20 protein-coding genes and 4 pseudogenes are annotated in these 22266 nt (G+C 69.1%); 14 read left to right on the plus strand and 10 right to left on the minus strand.

The annotated features are described in order from the left end of the window. The first annotated feature begins 184 nt into the window (after nucleotides 1-184). The 5 genes and pseudogenes from ABZ823_RS23855 to ABZ823_RS23875 form a co-directional block, all read left to right on the plus strand. Nucleotides 185-1375 carry an FAD-dependent oxidoreductase gene (locus tag ABZ823_RS23855; RefSeq protein ID WP_361663879.1) on the plus strand — a complete coding sequence of 397 codons (1191 nt, stop codon included), beginning with the start codon at nucleotides 185-187 and terminating at the stop codon, nucleotides 1373-1375. 10 nt (nucleotides 1376-1385) lie between these two features. Next, nucleotides 1386-2324, plus strand: coding sequence for a sigma-70 family RNA polymerase sigma factor (locus ABZ823_RS23860; protein ID WP_361663882.1), 939 nt, complete (start codon nucleotides 1386-1388; stop codon nucleotides 2322-2324). Between the two features lie 162 nt (nucleotides 2325-2486). After that, nucleotides 2487-2684 (plus strand): hypothetical protein, encoded by a 198-nt coding sequence (locus ABZ823_RS23865; RefSeq protein WP_361663884.1) that lies wholly within the window; start codon nucleotides 2487-2489, stop codon nucleotides 2682-2684. Between the two features lie 494 nt (nucleotides 2685-3178). Beyond that, nucleotides 3179-3382 carry a cold-shock protein gene (locus ABZ823_RS23870; RefSeq protein ID WP_361663887.1) on the plus strand — a complete coding sequence of 68 codons (204 nt, stop codon included), beginning with the start codon at nucleotides 3179-3181 and terminating at the stop codon, nucleotides 3380-3382. A gap of 324 nt (nucleotides 3383-3706) precedes the next feature. After that, a pseudogene (locus ABZ823_RS23875) lies at nucleotides 3707-3930 on the plus strand (IS5/IS1182 family transposase); the annotation flags it as partial. 110 nt (nucleotides 3931-4040) lie between these two features. Here ABZ823_RS23875 and ABZ823_RS23880 read toward each other — a convergent pair. Continuing rightward, nucleotides 4041-4380: pseudogene (locus ABZ823_RS23880) on the minus strand (TetR-like C-terminal domain-containing protein); the annotation flags it as partial. A 23-nt stretch (nucleotides 4381-4403) separates the two neighbouring features. On the opposite strand from ABZ823_RS23880, the pseudogene ABZ823_RS23885 reads away from it, so the two are divergent. Next, nucleotides 4404-4601: pseudogene (locus ABZ823_RS23885) on the plus strand (DUF1772 domain-containing protein); the annotation flags it as partial. Between the two features lie 155 nt (nucleotides 4602-4756). On the opposite strand, the gene ABZ823_RS23890 reads toward ABZ823_RS23885, so the two are convergent. The 3 genes from ABZ823_RS23890 to ABZ823_RS23900 all read right to left on the minus strand — a co-directional run bounded on the left by ABZ823_RS23890 (nucleotide 4757) and on the right by ABZ823_RS23900 (nucleotide 6922). Then, complete coding sequence (locus ABZ823_RS23890; protein WP_361663890.1) at nucleotides 4757-4975, minus strand: hypothetical protein; 219 nt, start codon at nucleotides 4973-4975, stop codon at nucleotides 4757-4759. Beyond that, entirely contained in the window at nucleotides 4972-5775 is an 804-nt protein-coding gene (locus tag ABZ823_RS23895; protein WP_361663893.1) for a hypothetical protein, read from the minus strand. Before ABZ823_RS23895 ends, ABZ823_RS23890 begins: the two co-directional genes overlap by 4 nt. Nucleotides 5776-6382: 607 nt before the next feature. Beyond that, a complete protein-coding gene (locus tag ABZ823_RS23900; protein WP_071384617.1) occupies nucleotides 6383-6922 on the minus strand; it encodes a MarR family transcriptional regulator in 540 nt (179 codons plus the stop codon). Between the two features lie 68 nt (nucleotides 6923-6990). Here ABZ823_RS23900 and ABZ823_RS23905 point away from each other — a divergent pair, with 68 nt between their 5' ends. Both ABZ823_RS23905 and ABZ823_RS23910 read left to right on the plus strand, forming a co-directional pair. Further along, nucleotides 6991-8283, plus strand: coding sequence for an MFS transporter (locus tag ABZ823_RS23905; RefSeq protein ID WP_361663896.1), 1293 nt, complete (start codon nucleotides 6991-6993; stop codon nucleotides 8281-8283). 303 nt (nucleotides 8284-8586) lie between these two features. Continuing rightward, complete coding sequence (locus ABZ823_RS23910; RefSeq protein ID WP_361663898.1) at nucleotides 8587-9378, plus strand: IS5 family transposase; 792 nt, start codon at nucleotides 8587-8589, stop codon at nucleotides 9376-9378. On the opposite strand, the gene ABZ823_RS23915 is transcribed toward ABZ823_RS23910, so the two are convergent. Further along, nucleotides 9335-9871, minus strand: a complete 537-nt coding sequence (locus tag ABZ823_RS23915; RefSeq protein WP_361663901.1) for a hypothetical protein — start codon at nucleotides 9869-9871, stop codon at nucleotides 9335-9337. The genes ABZ823_RS23910 and ABZ823_RS23915 overlap by 44 nt on opposite strands. Before the next feature lie 932 nt (nucleotides 9872-10803). Here ABZ823_RS23915 and ABZ823_RS23920 point away from each other — a divergent pair. Both ABZ823_RS23920 and ABZ823_RS23925 read left to right on the plus strand, forming a co-directional pair. Next, nucleotides 10804-10980, plus strand: a pseudogene (locus ABZ823_RS23920) (IS1380 family transposase); the annotation flags it as partial. 54 nt (nucleotides 10981-11034) lie between these two features. After that, the gene (locus tag ABZ823_RS23925) at nucleotides 11035-11472 is read left to right on the plus strand and encodes a VOC family protein (RefSeq protein ID WP_361664082.1); all 438 of its coding nucleotides are present in this window, start codon (nucleotides 11035-11037) and stop codon (nucleotides 11470-11472) included. Nucleotides 11473-11526: 54 nt separating this feature from the next. Here the strand turns inward: ABZ823_RS23925 and ABZ823_RS23930 are convergent, their stop codons facing one another. Further along, the gene (locus ABZ823_RS23930) at nucleotides 11527-12381 is read right to left on the minus strand and encodes a hypothetical protein (protein ID WP_361663904.1); all 855 of its coding nucleotides are present in this window, start codon (nucleotides 12379-12381) and stop codon (nucleotides 11527-11529) included. Nucleotides 12382-12628: 247 nt separating this feature from the next. Then, nucleotides 12629-13246: a TetR/AcrR family transcriptional regulator C-terminal ligand-binding domain-containing protein gene (locus ABZ823_RS23935; protein ID WP_361663906.1), complete on the minus strand. Its 618-nt coding sequence runs from the start codon at nucleotides 13244-13246 to the stop codon at nucleotides 12629-12631. Nucleotides 13247-13351: 105 nt separating this feature from the next. On the opposite strand from ABZ823_RS23935, the gene ABZ823_RS23940 reads away from it, so the two are divergent. After that, nucleotides 13352-14410, plus strand: a complete 1059-nt coding sequence (locus ABZ823_RS23940) for an aldo/keto reductase (RefSeq protein ID WP_361663909.1) — start codon at nucleotides 13352-13354, stop codon at nucleotides 14408-14410. 336 nt (nucleotides 14411-14746) lie between these two features. Beyond that, a complete protein-coding gene (locus ABZ823_RS23945; RefSeq protein ID WP_361663912.1) occupies nucleotides 14747-15067 on the plus strand; it encodes a hypothetical protein in 321 nt (106 codons plus the stop codon). Between the two features lie 201 nt (nucleotides 15068-15268). Here ABZ823_RS23945 and ABZ823_RS23950 read toward each other — a convergent pair whose 3' ends face one another. Then, nucleotides 15269-15430, minus strand: coding sequence for a sigma factor-like helix-turn-helix DNA-binding protein (locus ABZ823_RS23950; RefSeq protein ID WP_361663915.1), 162 nt, complete (start codon nucleotides 15428-15430; stop codon nucleotides 15269-15271). Between the two features lie 5 nt (nucleotides 15431-15435). Beyond that, entirely contained in the window at nucleotides 15436-16062 is a 627-nt protein-coding gene (locus ABZ823_RS23955; protein WP_361663918.1) for an ATP-binding protein, read from the minus strand. Between the two features lie 452 nt (nucleotides 16063-16514). Between ABZ823_RS23955 and ABZ823_RS23960 the strand changes: the two genes are divergently transcribed. Then, nucleotides 16515-17282, plus strand: a complete 768-nt coding sequence (locus tag ABZ823_RS23960; protein WP_361663920.1) for a glucose 1-dehydrogenase — start codon at nucleotides 16515-16517, stop codon at nucleotides 17280-17282. Between the two features lie 163 nt (nucleotides 17283-17445). Here ABZ823_RS23960 and ABZ823_RS23965 read toward each other — a convergent pair whose 3' ends face one another. After that, nucleotides 17446-17823: a hypothetical protein gene (locus ABZ823_RS23965; protein ID WP_361663923.1), complete on the minus strand. Its 378-nt coding sequence runs from the start codon at nucleotides 17821-17823 to the stop codon at nucleotides 17446-17448. A 244-nt stretch (nucleotides 17824-18067) separates the two neighbouring features. Between ABZ823_RS23965 and ABZ823_RS23970 the strand changes: the two genes are divergently transcribed. Continuing rightward, the gene (locus ABZ823_RS23970; RefSeq protein ID WP_361663925.1) at nucleotides 18068-21751 is read left to right on the plus strand and encodes a DNA-binding protein; all 3684 of its coding nucleotides are present in this window, start codon (nucleotides 18068-18070) and stop codon (nucleotides 21749-21751) included. Nucleotides 21752-22266 lie beyond the last annotated feature (515 nt).

Below are 22266 nucleotides of genomic sequence, written 5' to 3' on the forward strand. Positions count from 1 at the left end.
CGGCTCGACCAACGCCCAATCGTCGTCACTCAGTTCACGCCTCGCCACACGAAAGTTGTACCAGCATGGTGATCACGACTCCGTACAGGCCCTAGTTCGGTGACCCGCGTCACACCCGGCTCCTGTCAGCAATCGGGGGGCCGTCTCGTTCAAGGGGCACGCGAACGAGACAGGGAGCAACGCCATGAAGCACCGCATCGTCGTACTCGGCGCCGGATACGCCGGGGCCTTCGCCGCCGGAAACCTGGCCCGCCGGCTCTCCGCGGCCGACACCGAGATCACCGTCGTCAACGCCGTGCCCGACTTCGTTGAGCGGATGCGGCTCCACCAGCTCGCGATCGGCCAGGACCTCGCGTTCCGCAAGCTCGCCGACGTATTCGCGGGCACCGGTGTGCGGCTGCGCCTGTCGCGCGTCACCGGCGTGGACCCCGAGCGCAGGACCGTCGCGGTGACCGGCGACGACGGCGACGGCGAGCTCGCGTACGACACGCTTCTCTACGCGCTCGGCAGCTCCGTAGCCCACCATGGCGTCCCCGGCGTGGCCGAGTACGCCTTCGATGTGACGGGTCTGTCCTCGGCGCTGCGTCTGCGCGAGCGCCTGGCCGACCTGGGCGAGGGCGGCACCGTGCTGGTCGTCGGTGAGGGGCTGACCGGCATCGAGACCGCCACCGAGTTCGCCGAATTCCGGCCCGACCTCTCGGTCGCGCTCGCCGCCCGCGGCGAGCTGGGCGCCTGGCTTTCCCCGAAGGCCCGCCGTCACCTGCGCCAGGCCTTCGACCGGTTCGGCATCACCGTCCACGAGCACACCGGCATCGAAGCTGTCGAGCCGACGCGGGCGATCGCCGCCGACGGTATGCCCATCCCAGCCGACGTGACCGTGTGGTCGGCCGGGTTCGCCGTGCACCCCATTGCGGCCGCCAGCGGCCTGGAGGTCGCCGAGACCGGTCAGATCGTTGTCGACCGCACCATGCGCTCGGTCTCGCACCCGGACGTCTACGCCGCCGGTGACTGCGCCTACGCGATCGGCGAGAACGGCCGACCGCTACCGATGTCGTGCGCCTCGGCCGGCTTCACCAACATGCAGGCGACCGCCGCGATCATCGCGCGCCTGACGGGCAGCGAGGTCCCGGCCACCGGGCTGAAGTACTACGGCAACCACATCAGTCTCGGGCGGCGGGACGCGATCTTCCAGATGGTGGACGGGGACGTCCGGTCGAAGTCCTGGTACCTGGGCGGCCGGACCGCCGCACGGCTCAAGTCGGGCGTGCTCAAGGGGGCCGGGTGGGGCATCGCCCACCCGACGTTCGGCATGCCGAAGCGCAAGCGTCGCCTGGCCACCGCACCCGACCAGGCCGGTGTGAAGGCCGCCGCATAGGTTGTTCCGCATGGACAGCGCAGCCATCGATCGGTTCGAGGCCAGCCGGGGTCGGCTGGCCTCGCTCGCGTACCGTCTGCTCGGCTCGGCGGCCGACGCCGAGGACGCCGTGCAGGACGCGTTCCTGCGCTGGCAGGCCGCAGACCGCGAACGGGTCGGGGTGCCGGAGGCGTGGCTGACCAAGGTCGTCACCAATCTCTGCCTCGACCGGCTCCGCTCTGCGCAGGCGCGCCACGAGCGCGCGGCCGGTGCCTGGCTGCCCGAGCCACTCCTCGAGGGTGACCCGATGCTCGGCCCTGCCGACACCTTCGAGCAGCGCGAAGCGGTGTCCTTGGCCGTACTGACCCTCATGGAGCGCCTCTCACCGGTCGAACGGGCCGTCTACGTCCTGCGTGAGGCCTTCTCGTACAGCCACGCCGAGATCGCCGGGATCCTCGACATCACCGAGTCCGCGAGCCAGCAGCATGTCCACCGGGCCCGGATCCGGGTCGCCGCCGAGCGCCGCCGCGGCGCAGAGGCCGACCCCGCCTCCGCGCGCCGGGTCGTCGAGGAGTTCCTCGCCGCCGCCACGTCGGGGCGCACCGAACGGCTGGTGGCACTGCTCACCGACGACGTGACCGCGGTCTCGGACGGCGCCGGACTGGCCAGGCGGCTGCTGCGGTACAAGACGCGCGAGCGGGTCGCCTCCTACGTGCGGGCCGGTTTCAAGCCCACGCCGGCGAAGCGGCGGCTGGCCGGTGGCTCGCCCGCGTTCCATTTCGCGCTGGTCAACGGCTCCCCGGCCGTCCTCGCCGTGATCGAGGACCGGGTTGTGGGCGCCGTGGCGTTCGAAGTCAGCGACGGCAAGGTCGCGTCCCTGCGCGGCATCGCCGCCGCGGACCGGCTCGCGCGCCTCAACGATGCCTGGCGGCAGCACGAGCCCGACGCGCCGGTCATCAACGCATGGTGACCTGAGCCACGGAATCCAGTGGACCTGAGTGGGAGCGAGGACGGCACCCCTTCGGCGCCCGCATCGGACTTCGCCGTGTACTTCGGATCCCGGACCACAGCGCGTCCTCGCCGGTTCGAACTTCTCTACACCGTTGGCAGCGGCCTCTACTTGACTGCCGGGGTGCTGTACTTCACTCAGGCGCTGACGGCTCAGCAGGCGTACGAGCACGTTCAGCGAGGGGGGTACGTCCAGCGAAGCCTCGGACTGCTGCTGGCCGTGTGGGTGACCGCCGCCAGCGTCTCCGACAACACCGGCGGCATCCACCTGCTCTCCGGATCGAGACCACAAACCCTCGTCAGGTCCCGTCCGATGCTGTGATCCGAAGCCCGACGATCGCTGACCAGCCCTTCCGGCCTGCCTGGTCCTCGATCGACTTCAGGGCGTCCCGGAGGTCGTCGCCCCCATCCCAGACGAGGGAGGCCGCGACGATGGGGCGATCGTCCCGGATGGGGGTGTATCGGTGGTTGTACATATCCACGCTCCCAGCATTCCTCCATGCAGCGGGGGTGCCACTCAGGCAGGGATTAGCCGCATAGGTGATGCGGTTCGTAGGCTCTGACCTGCGCTTTTCAGGGGGTGATGCGCGTCTGCGGCACGTCAGGGCCACGCGCCCGGGGTGACCGGAACGGGTGGCCGAGCGCCACCAACCGGTGTAGCGTCGTGATCAGCAGTCGTGGTTCCGAAGTCCCGTTCGCCCGTGATCGCAAACGCGGGCGTTTTTGCTGTTCAACGCCTCTCCGGACCAGGGCGATCACCTCCGGATCCCGCACTGTGCGGGACCCGATACGAGTCCCTTCGAAGGAGACAGGCACATGGCCAAGGGCACTGTGAAGTGGTTCAACGCGGAAAAGGGCTTCGGCTTCATCGAGCAGGAGGGTGGCGGCCCGGACGTCTTCGCCCACTACTCGAACATCGCCGCCCAGGGCTTCCGCGAGCTCCACGAGGGTCAGAAGGTCGAGTTCGACGTTACGCAGGGCCAGAAGGGCCCGCAGGCGGAGAACATCCGCCCCCTGTAGCGCCGCACGCAAAAGAGCCCCGGCCGGGACGCACCCACCGGCCGGGGCATCGCTTTCCAAAGGGTTTTGGTGTGCGGGGAGGCCGCTGGTGTGGCACGCCGTCGCGGCCACCCTTCCCGGCGAGCCTGGGCCCCAGGCAGACGCACCGGGGGCTTCTACGACGCGGTAGCGGTCTTGTATGGGCCCTCAGCTTGTCAGCCGTCGCGCACTGCGGCTGCCGACGGCGTAGGCGGCGCAGTCCCCCCGTGGTCCGCCCTGATGAGGCTCTTTGAAACTCCCCAGGCCCGCTCTCGGTCCCCACTCCGTTCAGTGCTCAACTGAAGACGCGACCGCGGGATCGTGTCCGCGATCGCCCGCCACGGAACCCGCCACGGCACCGGGCTGGGCATCCACCGCTGGGTGATCGAACGGAGCTTCGCGTGCTGCACGGCTTTCGATGTCTGCGGATCCTCTGGGAACGGCGGGCCGCCATCCACGAAGCCCTCCCGCAGGTCGTCCGGAACAAGATCAACACGCACCCGGCCACCCCGCCAAACAAGATCATTTAGCACTCCGGTGATCTGCGGCTGCGCCGTGTCGGCGCGAGTGACCGGAAGCGATGCCGCAGGCACGCAGCGGGGCCCGAGGACCCCGGCTGCGTTCCCGCTGGGACGGTGTGTCAGACCATGGTGAGACGGTCCACCAGCAGTTCCACCCTCCGCTCGGTGTCCTCCAGGCGGCAGCCGTCCCGCCCGGGTCAGGGTCGCCAGTCCGTGTAGGGCCGTCCAGAGCACCTCGGTGAACAGCGCTGGGTGGACGCCGTCCCCGGCGACTTCGCCGAGGGTCTCCAGCAGGGCAGGGAAGGCGTTCTTCAGAGGCTCCGGGGTGTCCTCCCAGGTGCGGGCGAGGGTGGCGACCCGGGCGCGCGGGCCGTCCGCGGCGGAGGTCGCGGCCCGCAGTGCCGCGGCCATCTCGGTGGCGCCCTGGAGGGCGACGAAGCCGATGATCTCGCGCTTGCCGGGGGAAGTGGCGGTAGAGGCCGATCCCCAACGGCCTCTCCGGCGGCAGTGGCCTGCGCGGCCGCACCCGCGGGGCTCGGATGCTCGGCGCCGTGATGCCGGTCTGGTACATCGGCCCGCTCGCCCTCGTCGCGGTCTGGGCCATCGACGGACGGCACCACCATGGCGTCGGCCTCGCCGTCACCGCCGCCGCGCTGCTGATCCTCGGCGTGATCATGTCGGCACGACGGGACGCTGCCTCGGTCCAACCCTCAGCGGCGTCAGCGTCGACGGCCCGGTCCGCTCGAACAACATCTGGCGGGCGGTCGAGGGCGGCAGCTTCGGCAAGAGCGCCCTCACCCGGTCGAGCCGAGGGCGCTCTCGAGGTCCGGTCCTGTCACGACCTGTGGGACCGGACGTCGATCACCAGGCTGATCGAGAAGGCGGCCAGTACGAGGAGGCCGCCCAGGACGGTCAGTACGGCATCCCCGAACAGCCCCAGGGAGAGCGTCACCGCCAGGATCGCCAGCGCCAGGAAGACGGCCACGGGGATCTTCCAGTCGTCGCCGACGATGAAGTCGTACCAGAAGCGTGCGAACGCCTTCAGCAGGTTCATGGGGTCTTCTCCTCGACGGTGTCGGCGGCGGCGCGTGTCGGGATCGGACGCGAGGTCCTTCTGAGGGCACTCACCCACAGCCTGCTCAGCAGGAACCAGGCGGCCAGGAGGACCAGGATCGACAGGTCCTGGGCCGGCCAGTGAAGGCTTGCCCGGTCGGCGCGGAAGAGGCCGATGCCCTCGACAGCCCAGAAGGTGCCGAAGGAGGCCAGGAGCAGGCCCACCCCGTACTTGAGCAGGTTCTCGTCGATCATCGAGAGCGGACGGCGCACGGCGAAGGCGATGCCGAGGACGGTGACGACCGCGCCGGCGGCACCGAGGCCCGCGGCGGGCACGTTGTGGGCGTTCAGCCCGAACGTGATCACGATGAAGGCGACCTCCATGCCTTCCAGCAGGACGCCCTTGAAGCAGACCATGAAGGCGAACATGTCGAGCCGACCGGCGCTGTTCCCGGCGGCCTTCGCCGCCTCGGTCTCCTCGCGGTAGATCGCGTCCTCGTCGTGCGTGGCCTTACGGCCCGACGCCCGAAGGATCGCCTTCCGCAGCCACTGCAGTCCGAACGTCAGCAGCAGGCCGCCGATCACCAGCTGGAGCGCCGCTTCGGGGAACCAGCGGCCGAGCGCATACCCGGCGATCGACGTGAGTACCGCGAGCGCCGCCAGCGCGGCGACCACTCCGACAAGAGCCGAGCGCCAGCCGCGGGTGAATCCCATGGCCATGACGATGGTGCTCGCCTCGACCATCTCGACGAAGCAGGCCACGAACGACGCCGCGATGAGTCCCCAGGTTGCAGCGTCCACGGAATACCTCCCTGTTGCGAGAGGGCATGGCTCAGATACCCCGAGCGACACTAATTGCATGCACCGTAATGCGCGGATAAGCATGCGCCGAGGCACGCCCAGGAAACGGAAACGCTTGCCCTTTTCTTACTCAGGTCCAGCACCGCTGCACCATCCCAGACAAGGCCGACCAGGCCCGCAACCGCAGCAAGCGCGGCTCTCACGGCGGCCGGCCACCGAAGTTCGACCCGGTCGACTACCGTGAGCGCCACGCGGTCGAATGCGGCATCGACCGCCTCAAGAGGCACCGAACCGTGGCCACGAGGTACGACAAGCCGGATGTGCGCTACGAGGCAACCGTACTGATCGCTGCCATCAACGAGTGGCTATGATCTCTGACGTCAGGTCAGGCTGCGGCGTGCTACAGCGAGAAACTCCGCCTTGAACGGCTCCAGGCGCTCGGCCAGGCTCCCCTCGTCACGCTCCTGCCAGACCGCTTGAGTAAGTCGCTGTTTTCAATCCGATCTTGCGGGGTGTCGGTCGAACGTGAGTGTCCTTGGGTAGCTGCGGCGGCGGCCAGCGAGATACTGAGACCTGACGGCGAGAAGCAACACCATCGACTCGGGGTTCACCGGTGGCGGCTGTCCGCCTCCGCCTGGATCAGCATCCGCTTGAGCAGGGCGCTGAGCGCGTCCTGCTCTGCCGGGTCGAGCGGGGCGACCATCGAGTCCTCCGCCTGCCCGCGCAGCTCCATCGCGGCCAGCCAGCGGGTGCGCCCCGCCTCGGTGAGCTCCACGTCCACCCGGCGTCGGTCCTGACTGCTGCGCACACGCCGCACCAGCCCTGACTGTTCAAGGGTGTCCAGACGGCCTGTCATGCCAGCAGGGGAGAGCATGAGTTCAGCCGCTAGCTCGGAGGGGGTGGCCCGCCCCGGGGCCTCGCGCGCGCCGAGCCGGTGCAGTGTGGCGAACTCGAACTCCTGCAGGCCAACCTCGGCCAGGGCGCGGTCTTTGGCTTGGCCGACATGCTTGGCCAGGAGCTGAATGCGGGTGATGATCCCCTCCACCCGCGCGTCGAACGGGGCCTTGCCGCGCCAGCGTGCAAGGTGCACGTCGACGGAGTCGTCCCCTTCTGCGGGCCGCTCCCGGCCCTGACTCTCGGTGTCCATGCCCTCAGTATGCTACGCCAACTTATATTTCGTTGCAAAACGATTAGCTGGCGAAATATTATGCGTGCATGACGCAACCCATGCGCCGACTGCTGGTCGGCCGTACCTGCGCGGCGCTGGCCACCGCGCTGATACCCACCACGCTCACGCTCGCGCTGCTTCGAGGACACGCCGCAGGCTCGACGGGTTCGGCAGGGGATCTGGGCCTGGTGCTGGCATGCGAACTGCTGCCCATGCTGGTGCTGCTGCCGGTCGCCGGCGTGCTGGCGGACCGCTTCCCGCCACAGCGGGTCGTGCTCGCTGCCGATCTACTCAGGGGCGCGGCGCAGACCGCGATCGGCGCGGAGCTGCTCTGCGGCCTGGTCCGGGTGCCCGACCTCGCCGTGCTCGCCGCGGTCACCGGCGCCGCGGTCGCCTTCGGCACCCCAGCGGTCCGCACCCTGGTCGCGGCGACCGTCGACGCCGACCAGCGGCTGCGGCTGAACTCGCGGCTGGACGTCGCCACCGGCCTGGCCCAGACCGCCGGCCCTGCTACGGCGGGCGGCATGATGCTGATGCTCGGCGCCGGCTGGTCCTCGCTACTGACCGGCGCGCTCTTCATCGGCTCTGCGACCACCCTGGGCGGCCTGCACACCCGCCGGGCCACCAGGCCGGCCGACGGCGGCCACGCGGGGTTCCGGACGCAGTTGCGCGAAGGCTGGACCGAGACCCGGCGCCACCGCTGGTTCCTCACCAATGTGCTGGGCCATGGAGTATGGCATCTGGCGGCTGGCTTCCTGCTCACCCTGGGACCGCTGATCGCTGTCCGGAGCATGGGCGGTGACGGCGCGTGGGTCCTGGTGGCCCAACTGGGGACCGTCGGCATGCTGGTCGGTGCTTTTGCCGCAGGACGGCTCCCGATGCGCCGCCCGCTGGTCGGCGTGGCCGTGGGCGCGGCCGTCTTCGCGCTGCCGATGGCAGCCTTCGGGCTGGGACTGGCGCTGCCCTGGGCGGCGTCTGCGTACTTCCTCGCGATGTTCGGTCTAGGAGTGCTCAGCCCGCTGTGGGAGACCGCCATCCAGCGCCGCATCCCGCAGGAGGTGCTCGGGCGGGTAGGCTCCTTCGACGCGCTGATCTCGTTTGCCGCCCGCCCGTTGGGCCTGGCCGTGGCCGTTCCGGTTGCCACCCTCCTCGGCACCTCGGCACCACTGCTGGCAGGTGCGGTGCTCGTGGCAGCGGCGAACCTGGCCGTGCTGCTGCTGCCCGAGGCATGGGAGCACCCGGAGCCGGTCACGGCACGGGGCGATGCCAGGCGCGAACCTGTGGCAGCGGCGAGCCAGGGCCAGTCGGAGGCTGGCTCCAGGGCAGCGGACGGCAGGTAGCCGGAGGAATGCAAACCCGGTGTCGGCCCGCGCCGTTGCCTGACTGGCTGTCGTCGTGCCCATCTTGAGGGCCGACGGGGCCCCGATGGGGTGATCGTGGCAACTGCCGTGCATAAGAACAGGGCGTCTTGGTAGCTCGAAGGGTGTCTACGCCAACAAGCTGTCCAGGAGGCCCTGTTGCCGCGGTTCTACGGCATGGTGGGAGCGGAGTCCACATCGGTCACTCTCGCGTGTGACTGCCTGGCTCACCGGTTCGGAAACGCCGCCGACAACGGGACGCGGCAGCCTCGCTACCCGACGGACATGACGGACGCGGAGTGGGCCCGGGTCAGGCCGCTGCTGCCGGTGCCGGGCTGGCTGCGGGGCCGGGGCGGCCGGCCGGAGGCGTATTGCCACCGGGCCATGCTCGATGCGATCCGGTATCTCGTGGACAACGGGATCAAGTGGCGGGCGATGCCCGCCGACTTCCCGCCGTGGGACCGCATCTACGCATTCTTCCGCCGCTGGCGGGACAACTCCCTGGTCAAGGAGTTCCACGACCGGTTGCGCGCGAGGGTCCGCGAGGAGCTGGGGCGGGATGCGGAGCCGAGCGCCGGTGTGATCGACTCGCAGTCCGTCAAGGCGGACGCTGTGGTCGGCGCGGACAGCCGGGGTTTCGACGGCGGCAAGCTGATCAACGGCCGCAAGCGGCATGTCGTGGTCGACACACTCGGCCTGCTGCTGGGCGTGATGGTCACCGCCGCGGACACCGGCGACCGCATCGCCGCCCAGGTGCTGCTCGGGCAGGTCGCCGACGTTCACCACCGGCTGGAACTGGTCTGGGCCGACGGCGGCTACACCGGCAGCCTCGTCGAGCACTGCCTGGCCACGCTCGCGCTGGTCCTGGCGATCGTGAAACGCAGCGACGACATCCGCGGCTTCGTGGTGCTGTCCAAGCGATGGATCGTCGAGCGCCTCTTCGCCCACCTGATGCGCACCCGGCGCCTGGTCCGCGACTTCGAGCGCCGCACCACCAGCGCCGAGGCGATGGTCTACTGGTCGATGACCCTGCTCATGACCCGCCGCCTTGCCCGGCCGGACCCTGGGCAAGGGTGAACCGGCCCGGCTGCCGCTCGGCCAGCCAGCCCCGCGCCGCCAGGCGTTTCGCCTTCGACCGCAGTGCCTCCACCTTGGCCGGCACCGCGTCCAGGCCGAACACCGCGGCCATCTCCTGGCAGGTCAGCGGCCCTTGATGGAGCCGGTTCCGGTCCGCGAGCGCCGTGAGGATGCGCTGGTAGTCCACCGACAGCACCGACCAGGCCAGCCCCTCACGCCACACCGGCACCTGCGACTTCGGCTTCGCCGCATCCCGGGGTTCCGGCGGCGCGTCCGCATCCCGCGGATCCTCAGCGACCTCCGTGCCGGCGGTGTTGCCGCCGTCCGGAGCCAGCACCGTGTCGACCCGCCTGCGGGCAATCGCCCACTCCTGCCATTCCTGCTCGGCCGCGGCCAGTTCGGCCTGGATGCGGTCGGCCTCTTCCCGCAGCCCGTCGACTCGACGCCGAGCGGCGAGCTCGTGCTGTTCCAGCAGTCCGACGACTGACGGCATTCGTGACCTCCCGGGGAGCAACGACCCGACAGGCCACGACTCCCACGGAATCACCACTGCTATCCCCGACCAGCAAAAACGCACCGATCACGCCCGAAGAGACAACAGCTTCTAAGGGCGCGGGCGTAGGCGGTCGCCGGTGAACGAAGGCCAGGCGCACACAGCAACTCGATGTTCTTCTCGGCTATTCGAAGTCCGTCCATCGCCGGCCTGGCCGTCACATACCAGTCATCACCGACTTCCCATCGTGGTGGCCGCGCATGCGCAACGCCCTCAGCCTCCAGCGCGCACCGGATGAACTCCAGCACGGTCCTGATCTGCTCGGCACGTCGCTCCTCCGCCCGCGCCGCAGCCCGCCTTTGTTCTTCAGCCCGGTCAGCTGCCCGCTGGGTCGTGCGCTGGGTCAGATACGTCAACGCACCACCTACAGCCACACCGGCCATTGAAATCACTGGGGTCCACAGGTCTCTTGCCACGGCCGACTACTACCAGTACCTGCCCACCGACCGCCGCCGGTCTTGCGAGACAGGCTTGTATGCCCAGATACCGAGCCGCTCCAAGATCCACTTTCGGTACACGCCCTGTGCGAGTCTGGAGCAGATCCGGCGCGCCCCGAGCCCGGCCAGGGCCAGCAGCGGCCCCGCCGACGTCCCACTGCCGGCGGCGCACGGTCTTGGTGGCGAGGCGCTCCTTCCAGGCTGCGGCGAACTCCGGCGACAGGTGCAGTGAGTCGATACCCGGGTGGCGGCGTTCGAGGTCGGCTCAGACGTCGTTGCCGAGCGGGCTGGAGATGTTCTTCAGGGTGTTGTAGCCGATGCTGGGCTGGCGTTCGGTGAGGCAGTTCCCCTTCAAGAGGTCGCAGACGGATCGGGCCGGCCCGGCACGCTCCCGGATTGCATCCCGCGAGCGACCAGGGGGCCCGCGACCAGTCGACGGTCTTCCGCCTGATCGACGTCCTCACCGCCTCCGGCGAGAAGGCCCTGCAGGCCATCCGGTCCGCACGGTCCGCACGGTCCGAGGTGCGTAACCGGGTCTGGTCGCCGACGGGCAAACACGCTCCGGACGCCGGTGGACGGGTCACGGTCGACCTCGACGGTGCGCTGGTACTCGGCTGCGTCCTTGCCGGAAGCATCCGATCGGCCCGGCTCGGTAGCATGCGACGCATGGCCATCAAACTCGAGAACGTCGGCATCGCCGTTCGCGACCTCGAAGCAACGATCTCCTTTTTCACCGACCTCGGCCTCACGGTCGTCGGCCGTGACACGGTCAGTGGTGAGTGGACCGACACCGCCGTCGGCCTTGATGGAAATCACGCCAACATTGCGATGCTCCAGACGCCAGACGGTCACGGTCGCCTTGAGCTCTTCGAGTACATCCACCCCGAAGCGATTGAGTCGGAGCCCACTCGTCCCAACGAGATTGGCATGCATCGCGTCGCCTTCTCAGTCGACGACATCGACAAAGCCCTTGAGACAGCCGCAAAGCACGGATGCCGTCCGCTTCGCGGTGTGGCGACCTATGAGGACGTCTACAAGCTCACGTACGTCCGCGGTCCCAGCGGCATCCTTGTGATGCTCGCCGAGGAGCTGAAGAAGAACTGACGGCTGATCGGGGCAATTGGTTTGGCGAGTGGCTGATTCATACCAACCGCTGTCTCAACGGATCCTGGAGCCAGCGCCACGAGCGCGGCGTCCCGGTGACCGATCTGGAGCCGGTCGAGGCAAACGGGACCACGAGAGCCTGCGTCCGCTTCCTGCCGGACGGGACCCTGCGTTCGGGGTGGTCGTTGACCGCCGGGTGACCTGGCGCGGTGGTCCGAGCACTGGCCCGACCTGACTGTCCGCCTCGAGGATCAGGCGCGGCGTTGTTGTGTTGGTGTACAGGTGGCGGGCGAGGACCGCGAGGCAGCGCCAGACAACTGCGGGCTCCCTGATTTGGGCCACGATGTCCAGCCCGTCGAGGACCGGCAGCACCAGGCGCGAACGTACCAGTGTCTCCGCTTCGTGGCGGGGCAGGCGGTAGGCGCCGACGAGATGCGTGATGAGCCAGTCAGGCAGCGGCGTGCCGGGCCAGGCGGCGGCCGACAGCCGCACCGGGACCGGTTCGCCCGCCGCTCGGCTCCGGGCCATGCCGAGGATCAGGGCGATCGCTAAGACCGTCTTGCCCGTGCCCGCGTCCCCACCCCCGGGGTCGGGGCCAGCGGCTCCGGTGATGACCATCCGACCTGGCCGGAGCGCCCGGTAGAACTCGGCAATCTCCTGGAGCCTGCCTTGTCGGTCCGTTTCCGCCATACCCGAGACGGCGGCGAGTGTGAAGACGAGGTCTATGGTCCCGTTCAGCGCTTGCTGGTCCCCGCCCAGCAGTTGCCGGAACTGCTGCCCCTCCGCGTCTGACACCGCCTGTGCCAGCTCCGCGGCGAGCACTTCGCCATTGCGCGCCTCACGCAACGCTCGCACGGCCAGCCGAACGCTCCACACGCCCAGCACCGCCCCACCCAAGCCCGGTGCCACCGCCAACACTCCAGCCGGATCCGCGTCCTCCAGCCGTACCCGACCCAGCGCCCAGACCGTCCAGACCACAGCGGCGGCACAGACCACGACGCCCAGCGGGTAAGGACGTTCGCCGTACCCCCACGGACTTCAACCCCGAGGGGACGTTCGACGGACTCGTACGCACTGAAGCCATCATCGCCACCCGTCCGCGCTGATTGCCGACTACTACGACCGGGCGCGTGAGGAGTTCGCCGGTGAGGCGACCTCATACGTCCCGTACATATGCTCCCGCGCGTGCCGCAGCCGCGGCTGCCTCAGCGGCCTGGTCCGCGGCGGCCTCGTCGAGGCGGTCGCCAGTGGTCAGCAAGCGGTAATAGAGGGGGGCGGAGACGGCGCGGATCACCTCATGCGCGTCGGTGCCCTTGGGTAGCTCACCTCGGTCGATGGCCTGCTGCACACAGGGTGCCCACTCCTGGACGCGGATGTCGTAGAAGCGGTGCAGAGCCTCGGCCGTCTTCGCGTCACAGGTGGCGGCCGCGATCACCGCCTTGAACAGTGCCCCCTGCCGCGAGTGAGCCAAAGTCCGCTGGACGAGCCGGGCATTGGCCTTGAGGTCGCCGAGCAGCGAGCCGGTCTCGGTACGCGGCAGTGACTGCTCCGCCATGTCCGTCAGTAGGTCGGCCACGAGGCTGGTCACCGTTCCCCAGCGGCGATAAACGGTCGTCTTACCCACCTCGGCGCGGCGCGCGATGTCGGCGAGGTCTAGGTGGGCAAAGCCCCGCTCCGCCATGGCGTCCCCAGCCGCCTGCAGCACCGCTGCCCGCACTCGTGCCGTGCGCCCTCCAGGGCGGATGGTCCCTGGATCCGCACCTTCAAATCCCATAACGGGACTCCCGTTCCGTTAGTCAGTCGCACCTGCTATGTTAAGCCCACCACTAACGGAACCGCAGACCCATTAGCCAGAGCCTGTGGGCAAGAGAGGATCAGCATGGAGTACAGACGACTCGGTGCATCCGGACTCAAGGTCCCCGCACTCAGCTTCGGGGCCGGCACTTTCGGCGGCCGGGGACCGCTGTTCGGAGCCTGGGGGAACAGCGACGCGCGAGAAGCGCGCCGCCTTGTCGATATCTGTATCGATGCCGGGATCACGATGTTCGACACCGCCGACGTCTACTCCGGCGGCGCGTCCGAGGAGGTGCTGGGTGAAGCGATCAAAGGCCGCAGGGACCGTGTGATCGTGTCCACCAAGACGGGCCTGCCGATGGGCGACGGCCCAGGCGATGCGGGCTCATCCCGCTCGCGCCTGATCACCGCGTGCGACGATGCCCTGCGACGACTCGGCACCGACTACATAGACCTGTTCCAACTGCACGCTTTTGACGCAGGTACGCCCATCGAGGAAGTTCTGTCCACGCTCGACGATCTCGTACGGGCAGGGAAGGTCCGCTACCTCGGAGTCTCCAACTTCTCCGGCTGGCAGGCGATGAAGTCCCTTGCGATCGCGGAGAGGTATGGCCGCCCGCGCTACATCGCGCATCAGGTCTACTACTCGCTGATCGGCCGCGACTATGAATGGGAACTGATGCCCCTCGGGCTCGACCAGGGACTCGGGGCGCTCGTCTGGAGCCCGCTCGGCTGGGGACGGCTCACCGGCAGGATCCGCCGCGGCCAGCCGCTACCCGCCAAGAGCCGCCTGCGCCAAACGGCCGGCTACGGCCCCCCAGTCGAGGACGAACACCTTTACCGCGTTGTCGACGTCCTCGACGAGATCGCGCAGGAAACCGGCAAGGCCATACCGCAAATCGCCATCAACTGGCTGTTGCAGCGACCGACCGTCTCCTCCGTCATCATCGGCGCCCGCAACGAGGAGCAACTCCGTCAGAACCTCGGTGCCGTCGGCTGGACACTCACGTCCGACCAGATGGCGAAACTGGATGCGGCGAGCAGCAAGACAGCCCCCTACCCGTACTTCCCCTATCAGCGCCAGGAAGGCTTCGCCCGACTCAACCCATTTATGGGTGAGTTCACGTCCCCGCCTGCAACGTAAAAGTGTTGGCGGAGCTGCAGAGTCGTTATTGACCTTGAAAGCGTGGTGTCGGCGGGGCTGACGGTCCTCGAGTCCTGAGGTATGCCCACTGCGTGAGGTATGTGCAAGGGGGCGGGATGACCGACGAGCGTCGGGCCTTCCGCGGGAAGCTGAGGCTGGAGCCGGCCGAGCGGTATAGACACGGGTGGTGGTGTCGTGCCGTCAGCCGCCCGGCGCCCCACTGCCCGGGCCGACACTGCGGGAGAACACAGTCCCGCGCCTACGCGACATCGAAGCTGGCGAACGTGCTGTTCTCGTCCGAGCTGCAACGGGCGGCTGAAGGCCGTCGGGTCGGGCGTGCTGGCGGTGGCGGCGCACCCCGGCCTCGTTGCGACGAACATCTACGACCGGTCGACGGGGCTTGTCACAAGGCTGATGGTCCGCCTGCTCGCGCAGGACCCGGAACAGGGCGCCTTGCCGGTGCTGTTCGCCGCCACCGGCGACGTCCCCGGCGACAGCTTCACCGGACCAGAACACTGGATGCACATGCGTGACGGTGCCGAACTGATCGGCCGGTCCAAGACCGCGCAGGACACGAAGCTCGCCCGGCGACTCTGGGATGCCTCGGAGGCGCTCGCAGGCGTGTCGTTCAGCCTGTCGGCCGACATCTGCCTATGAAGCGGCGGCCTTGACGGTCAACGCGACTCTGGGGTCCGCGAACACGCCAGGCGTTCGCGGACCCCAGCCGTGTGCGCTGGTCAGACGGTCATCAGGAAGGTTGCCACGGCGGTGGTGAGTGTGCGCTGCCTGCTGCCGCACCGGTTTTGACTCAGACGCATTGGGCTGTTCGCCGCCGGGGCCGCGATCGAGGCGCGAGCGCTATCCCGCACCGGTCGGCCCGCTGCGCGGCGGGGCGAGCGGGACTGTGGCGAGCGCTCGGTGCAGCGTGCTCTTGACGGTTCCGGGCGCCATGCCGAGGGCCGTGGCCGTCTCGTCGTGGATACGTCGCACCCCTTCCGGACCCGCATCCTCACCAGCCATGACCTTCAGGCATTACGGCGGTCTTCGATGAGAATGTCCAGATCTGGCCACATCATGGCCATACGCTTCAACTGGCCCTCCGTCGATACCCCGACCGAACGCAACGGCTCATCCGGCCTGAAGTGGACGAGCGTCCCGGTGGTGCCGTCGGCCTCGACAGGCTCCAGGTCGGTCACCGGAACGCCGTGTTCGTAGCGTTGCGTCCAGGCTCCGTCCAGGCGGCGGTTGGTATGCACGAGCCATTCGCTGAGCGCTGCTACAACGGACATGCCGCGACGAGGATGGCCATCCGGAAGCAGTTCCGTGTCTGCGAAGTCGAAGAAGCGAAGATCCTTTGACGCCATGACTGGCTTCTTCACCATCTGGCCGCGCTCGTCCATCCGGGTATCGGTGCCCCGCCCGTCATCCACCACGGACAAGGAACCATCCGGATGGAGAGTGACGAGGCAGCGTCCTCCGCCCCTGCTCGATGCCTCATCGGCGGCATAGGCAAGCACCTCAAGGGCAAGGTGCCACAGGCCGCCGGGCGCGAAATTCTCCGGACTCCGTCTGATATGCGCCAGATGATCAAAATCGACGACGCTGGACCAATCGTGCGTGGTGTTGACCCAGGAACCCCTCGAGACGTTCATCAGGCAAGTATCCAACCGGCTCATGCCGGCCTAGCTGTACTCGGCCGGGAGGTTGGTGACACGCCTGTCGCCGGTTGTTGATCGTGGAGGGACCTCCGGGCGTAGTGGAGATAGCCGTCTTCACTCACCTCGGAGGTCCTGGGTGCCCACGCTGATCGGCTCCCTCAAGAACCGTCGCTCACGAAACTGCGGACAGAGCCTTGGAATCGGCCACAGGTGCTCTCGCTCCCCACTTGGTTGTGCGGTGAACGAAGGGTCTCCCCATGGGGCATACGGGGCATCAAGCGCGGCCATTCGAGGGGTGCCGTGGCCGCCTCCCCTATGACTGCCGTCCGGCCGGGACAGCTTCCTCACAGGGGTGCGCCCTGGCCGGAAGAGAACCCCGGTGCCCTGCGGGCTGCTGACCGCTTGCCTGCCGTTCATTTGTCTGCTCGCAGGAAGGACCTTCGAACGTGCCTGTTCCCGTCGTCCTCATCACGGGCGCGCTCACCGGTATCGGCCGCGCCACCGCGTTGGCCTATGCCCGGCAGGGCGCGAATCTCGTCGTCTCCGGCCGTCATCAGGACGTCGGCGAGCAGCTCGCCAGGGAGCTCGGCGACTTCGGCGCCCAAGCCGAGTTCGTGCGTGCCGACGTCCGCTCTGAGGCCGATGTGGAGAACCTCGCCGACCGTGCGGTGGAGCGGTTCGGGCGACTCGACGTCGCCTTGAACAACGCCGGCACCGAAGGAAGGCCCGGCCCGGTCACCGAGGTGACCGACGAGAGCTACCAGACCACCTTCGATACGAACGTCAAGGGCACGCTGCTGTGTCTGAAGCACGAGTTCCGGGTCATGAGGGAGCAGGGCGGTGGCAGCATCGTCAACGTCAGCTCCACCTTGGGTTTGATGGGTTACCCCGGCGCGACCCTGTACGTCGGCAGCAAGCACGCGGTCACCGGCATCACGAAGGCGGCCGCGCTCGAAGGCGCCGCGCACGGAATCCGGGTCAACGCCGTCGCCCCTGGATACACCCGGACCGCGATGTACGAGCGGTTCACCGGCGACGACACCGCGCGGGACGCGGTCGATTCGGTGCTGCCCCTGCACCGGGCGGGCACCCCCGACGAGATTGCCGAGGCCGTCCAGTACCTGGGCTCGGACAAGGCGAGCTACATCACCGGCCATGTCCTCGTCGTCGACGGCGGCCTCATGGCGGGCGGACCCCTGCTGCCGGGCTCGTGAGTGAGCCACAACCGAGGAGCGAACATGGCGAAGCGCTCGGGTATCGACGCGGTTCACACCTTCTGGGAGCAGGTGTGCGCGGCTCGCGGCGAGCGGGACTGAGTCTGGGGTGGGCGTACGGCGCGGGCCCGGCCCTCCGGTAGATCGGAAGACCGATCTCGGCTCACGTCAGGCCGCGCCGGTCAGGCCGGGGCGGCCTGCAGAGCGGCGAGCGGGGAGCGGGGAGCGGGGAGCGCCAGTCTTTCCCGGCTGTGCGAAGGAAGACGGCGGGGTTCTGGTCGGCCAGCCGTCGGTACATCGATACGGTGTCCCGAGTCGCGGCCAGCACATCGTGCGGCAACCCCAGCTGAAGCAGTGCCTTGCGGAGGTTGTTCACCAGGGTGGCGAGCGGCTGGCGAAAGGCCGCCGGTTCATCGACAGCCGCGCGTGCGCAGAGCACCGTGGCCTCCCGGGCCGCGCTGACGGGTTCCGCGAACCGGCGCAGCGCGAAGAGGTCGACGACCACGTTGTGCAGGGAGTGGGCGAGGCCGGGTTCGTGCACCGCACGGCACGTTGTTCCTGGGTTGGCCTAAGGAGGTGCCTTGGGATTGCGCTCCTTCCACGAGGTTGCGTACCTTGTCCGGCCTCGCGCCGCGTCCACGGGGGAAGCGGGCGGCTAGAGGGGTGAGTTGTCGATGCCGGGACGTCCTGAAAGGCCACTCGATCCCAGCACCGGGCCGGTGGCGCGGTTCGCGGCTGAGTTACGCAAACTCCGGGTGGAGGCAGGGAGCCCGACCTACCGGGTGATGGCGCAGCGAGGGGGGCAGGGGGCAAGCACCCTGTCGCAGGCCGCCGGCGGCGAGCGGTTGCCGACACTGCCCGTCGTGCTGGCCTACGTGGGGGCGTGCGGCGGTGATCCGGAGGAGTGGGAGAGACGTTGGCGGCAGGCGGCCGCTGAAGTAGCGGCGGAACCCCGGGCCGAGGATGAGGATGCCGAGCCTCCGTACCGGGGTCTGGCCCGTTTCGAACCGGGCGACGCCGATGTGTTCTTCGGCCGCGACGAGCTCACCGACCGCCTACTCACGCTGACCCGTTCCCGCCGGTTCAGCGCGGTGTTCGGCCCCTCGGGCAGCGGCAAGTCCTCTCTGCTGCGTGCCGGTCTCATCCCCCGCCTCCGCAACCCGGACCAGGCCACCCCACAGCCGGCCGCGCTGCGCGTCCTCACCCCAGGCGAACACCCCCTGCGCACCCACGAACAGCGGCTTACCCCGAACGACGGCGACGGGGACACATGGCTGATCGTCGACCAGTTCGAAGAGCTCTACACCCTGTGCCACGACCAGGTCGAGCGTGACCAGTTCATCGGCCGTCTCCTGACCGCCACGGATCCCGGGAGCAGACTGCGCGTCGTCATCGCCGTACGAGCCGACTTCCTCGGCCGGTGTGCCGAACACCCCGGCCTGACCGCCGCTCTGCAGGACGGCACCGTGCTCGTCGGCCCTATGAGCCGGGACGAACTACGCCAGGCCATCGTCAAACCCGCACAGGCCGCCGGGCTGATCGTGGAACGCGGACTGACGGCACGCATTCTCAACGAGGTCGAAGGGGAACCCGGGGCGCTGCCTCTGGTGTCCCACGTCCTACGCGAGACCTGGCGGCGCCGCCGCGGCCGGGCGCTGAGCGAGGAGGCGTACGAGGCCGCGGGTGGCGTCCACGGTGCCATCGCCCAGACCGCCGAGGACGTCTATGCCGGGCTCTCCGCCGAGCACGCCCAGCTCGCCCGCCTCGTCCTGCTGCGGCTGATCACCCCCGGCGAGGGATCACAGGACACCCGCCGCCCCGTCGACCGCTCCGAGCTCGACTTCGCACCCGGTCCGACGAGCGCCCCGCACACCCCTGTCGAGGCGGCGGACGTCTCCCTGGTCCTGGACCGGCTGGCCCGCGCTCGGCTGATCACCCTCGACCAGGGCACCGTCGACCTAGCCCACGAGGCGTTGATCACCGCCTGGCCGCGGCTGTCCGGCTGGATCGACGAAAAACGCGAACAGCTGCGGGTGCACCGGCGGCTGACCGAGGCTGCCCGCGCCTGGGACGAACTCGGCCGCGACTCGGGAGCCCTGTACCGCGGCACCCGGCTCGCCGCCGCCCGGGAGCAGCTGTACGGGGCCTCGCTCACCCCGCTGGAACAGGCGTTCCTCAACGCGAGCAGTGCCGCGCGCCAGGGCGAGCGCCGCCGCAGGCGCGGACTCGTCGGCGCCCTCGCGGTGCTGGTCGTGCTCGCCCTCGTCGCCGGGGCCGTGGCCTGGCAGCAGAACCGCACCAGCGACCGCCGCCGCGAGGAGGCAGAGGCCCGCCGCACCGCCGCAGTCGCCGACGGCATGCGATTCTCCGACCCGGTCACCGCGATGCGTCTCAGCGTGGCCGCATGGCGGCTCGCCGACACGACGGAGACACGGTCGGCGCTGATCGGGGCGATGGCACAACGGGAGCAGGACGTGTTCGCGGTGCCGGGGGCCGACGCCGGCTTCGACGGCTCCGACAACCAGACGCGCCGGCTGACGGCGGACGGCAGATCGGTGGTGTCCGTAACGGCGGACCGGGTCCGGATCTGGGATCTGCGCACGCGACGGCTCACGCTCTCCGCGCCCGGCCCCGGGAAGCTGATGGCCGACGGCACTTCGGCCGTGGTCGGCCCGGACGGCCGCACCCTCGCGCTGCCGACGCTGGAGGACGGCATCAAGGTGTGGGACGTACGATCCGCGCGGGTGACGAGCACGCTCGCCAAGGTCGAGTCGATGGATCCCGAGGTCGTCCTCGGCGAGCGCACTCTGGCCGCGGTGGACGTGAACGACGGCTACATCCATGCCTTGGACCTGCACAGCGGACGCCGGATACCGCGCATTCCCGCACCTGGGGGCAGCGAGTCCGCGATGACCTTCAGTTCCGACGGCCGGTGGCTCGCCTGGTGCGCAGACATGCATCCGGAGATCTGGGATCTCGCGCACCACCGGAAGGCTTCCGCGTCCTGGGCCGTAAAGGTGCGCGCCGCTGACTGCACCGACCATTCGCTCGCCTTCACCCCCGACAGCAGGTCCCTCACGGTCGTCATCGACCACGGAATCGGGGAGTGGGATCTGCGCACCGGGCGCAGAACTCTGTTTCTCGAGGCGGACGGGCTGAACGAGGTCTGGTTCGGATCCGACGGCAGGTTCCTCGTAGCCACGGGACCTCGCCGGCTCCTCGTGTGGCGGACCGCGTACCCGGATCTGCCCGTGCTGCGGCAGCGGCTGACCGCCGACGACTGGAGCGATGTAGCCCTCGACCTCCCCGCGGGAGCCGTGCGCTACCTCAACACCTCCGGGACCGTCGTCCGCTCGCTGTCCCTCGGCAGAGCAACGACGAAGCTATGGCCGGACCAGATGGCGGACCAGGCGGAACTCTCCGGTGACGGCCGGATCCTGGCCCGCATTCTGGAGACGGACGACAGGCAGCGGTTGCAGGTCCTGGACACCCACGACGGCAGAATGGTCTTCGAGCCCGAGAAAGACGCATGCCCGGGTAAGGAGACCGAGGGCGAGGGTGCCTGCGCCGGTGTCATGGCGCTCAGCGGCGACGGCAGATACCTCGCGCGCAGCCGGAGGGTGGACAGCAACCGGAAAGGGACACCGGGCGGGACACGTATCACGGTGTGGGACGTCAGGACCGGTCGCGAGTACGCCACTGTGGGCATCCGGCCTGACCACGACGGCTCCTTCGCGGTCAACGGGCTCGCCCTCGACGCCCACGCCCACACCCTGCTTGTGTACCGGCAGGCGTTTCGGCCGACGGTCGAGGTGTGGGACGTGCGCCGGGAAAAGCACGTGAAGACGGTGCGCAGCAGCCGATCCGCCACCTCAGTGGACGAGTCAGACAGCGTGCGCATAGCCCTGCGCCCCGACAACGGCAGCGTGGTGACGCAAGAGGGCCTGGTCGCCGACCTCCGCGCGGGACGCATGGCACCCCGCGTGCTCGGCGACGAGCTGATCAGTACGGCGGCGTTCAGCCCAGACGGCACCCGCCTGGCCGTCGGTGACGCCATGGGCCGGGTCACCCTCTGGGACGGGGCGCCCCGCACGCGCCTCGGTGTGCTGGACGGCTCGTTGTCCGACGCCGGGGCGGACACCACCGGCCCAGTGTCCGCCCTGGCCTTCTCCCACGACGGCCGCACCCTGGCGGTTGGAGGCTGGGCCGGCACCGTGCAGCTCTGGGACGTCCCGTCCCAACGGCTCCTCGGCTCCGCCCTGCCGACCCCGGGCGACAAGGTGCTCGCCCTGTCGTTCGGCTCCGACGACGGCACACTGTACGCCTCCGGCACGAACGTCCCCGTACAGAAGTACGACATAACGTCCGCGCACCTTGCCGCCCAGGTCTGCAAACGCTCCGGCTCTGGCCTCTCGAAACGCGACTGGAAGACTTACCTCCCGAACGTCCCCTACCACCACACCTGTTGAGTGGAAGCATCCATCCGACGATCGGCTTCCAACTCGTGGCTGCCCTGCGCTCCAAACTCCACCTCGCCACCCCTGCCGTACGGCACCCGGGGCGCCGCCTGGACGGCACGCCGGTCCAGAGGGTAGCGGCGCCGGCCGTGCCGATGGAGATCCGTCTCGGCCACGCCCCCGTCTGGACCCGCGCCCAGGAAGTCCAGTCGCAGGTCGACACCCTTGAGTATCTGCAGCATGTAGATCGCGAAGGAGTGGCGAGTGTCGTGGATTTGCAGCCGAACCCGCAAAAACGAACAGCTGGTTCGGCGTTCTTTGGGTGCGGGGGCGGCGTCGCCTACCCCCGTGAGGCGACGTCCGCTCCCGGCACCGGCGCCGCTGTGGGGCGGCACGTCACCGAGTTCAGCGGGCCGGGAAATGAATGGGCAGCCACCTTCGCCACCCTGATCAATGGCCGCGATCGCAGGCCCGGGGCAGGGCGATGCGCCGCTGACCGCACAAGGCGTCTCCGGTTTGCTCTGCTG

The sequence above is a fragment of the Streptomyces sp. NPDC047079 genome (assembly GCF_040643755.1).
Classification (GTDB): domain Bacteria; phylum Actinomycetota; class Actinomycetes; order Streptomycetales; family Streptomycetaceae; genus Streptomyces.

What these genes read in the sequence shown, in the direction of transcription:
- ABZ823_RS23870 (WP_361663887.1), top strand. Translation starts at nt 3,179, where the DNA reads ATGGCCAAGGGCACTGTGAAGTGGTTCAACGCGGAAAAGGGCTTCGGC.
- ABZ823_RS23940 (WP_361663909.1), top strand. Translation starts at nt 13,352, where the DNA reads ATGGAGTACAGACGACTCGGTGCATCCGGACTCAAGGTCCCCGCACTC.
- ABZ823_RS23970 (WP_361663925.1), top strand. Translation starts at nt 18,068, where the DNA reads ATGGCGCAGCGAGGGGGGCAGGGGGCAAGCACCCTGTCGCAGGCCGCC.
- ABZ823_RS23855 (WP_361663879.1), top strand. Translation starts at nt 185, where the DNA reads ATGAAGCACCGCATCGTCGTACTCGGCGCCGGATACGCCGGGGCCTTC.
- ABZ823_RS23860 (WP_361663882.1), top strand. Translation starts at nt 1,386, where the DNA reads ATGGACAGCGCAGCCATCGATCGGTTCGAGGCCAGCCGGGGTCGGCTG.
- ABZ823_RS23955 (WP_361663918.1), bottom strand. Translation starts at nt 16,062, where the DNA reads ATGAACGTCTCGAGGGGTTCCTGGGTCAACACCACGCACGATTGGTCC.
- ABZ823_RS23910 (WP_361663898.1), top strand. Translation starts at nt 8,587, where the DNA reads ATGACGGACGCGGAGTGGGCCCGGGTCAGGCCGCTGCTGCCGGTGCCG.
- ABZ823_RS23950 (WP_361663915.1), bottom strand. Translation starts at nt 15,430, where the DNA reads ATGGCTGGTGAGGATGCGGGTCCGGAAGGGGTGCGACGTATCCACGAC.
- ABZ823_RS23905 (WP_361663896.1), top strand. Translation starts at nt 6,991, where the DNA reads ATGACGCAACCCATGCGCCGACTGCTGGTCGGCCGTACCTGCGCGGCG.
- ABZ823_RS23890 (WP_361663890.1), bottom strand. Translation starts at nt 4,975, where the DNA reads ATGAACCTGCTGAAGGCGTTCGCACGCTTCTGGTACGACTTCATCGTC.
- ABZ823_RS23935 (WP_361663906.1), bottom strand. Translation starts at nt 13,246, where the DNA reads ATGGGATTTGAAGGTGCGGATCCAGGGACCATCCGCCCTGGAGGGCGC.
- ABZ823_RS23900 (WP_071384617.1), bottom strand. Translation starts at nt 6,922, where the DNA reads ATGGACACCGAGAGTCAGGGCCGGGAGCGGCCCGCAGAAGGGGACGAC.
- ABZ823_RS23915 (WP_361663901.1), bottom strand. Translation starts at nt 9,871, where the DNA reads ATGCCGTCAGTCGTCGGACTGCTGGAACAGCACGAGCTCGCCGCTCGG.
- ABZ823_RS23925 (WP_361664082.1), top strand. Translation starts at nt 11,035, where the DNA reads ATGGCCATCAAACTCGAGAACGTCGGCATCGCCGTTCGCGACCTCGAA.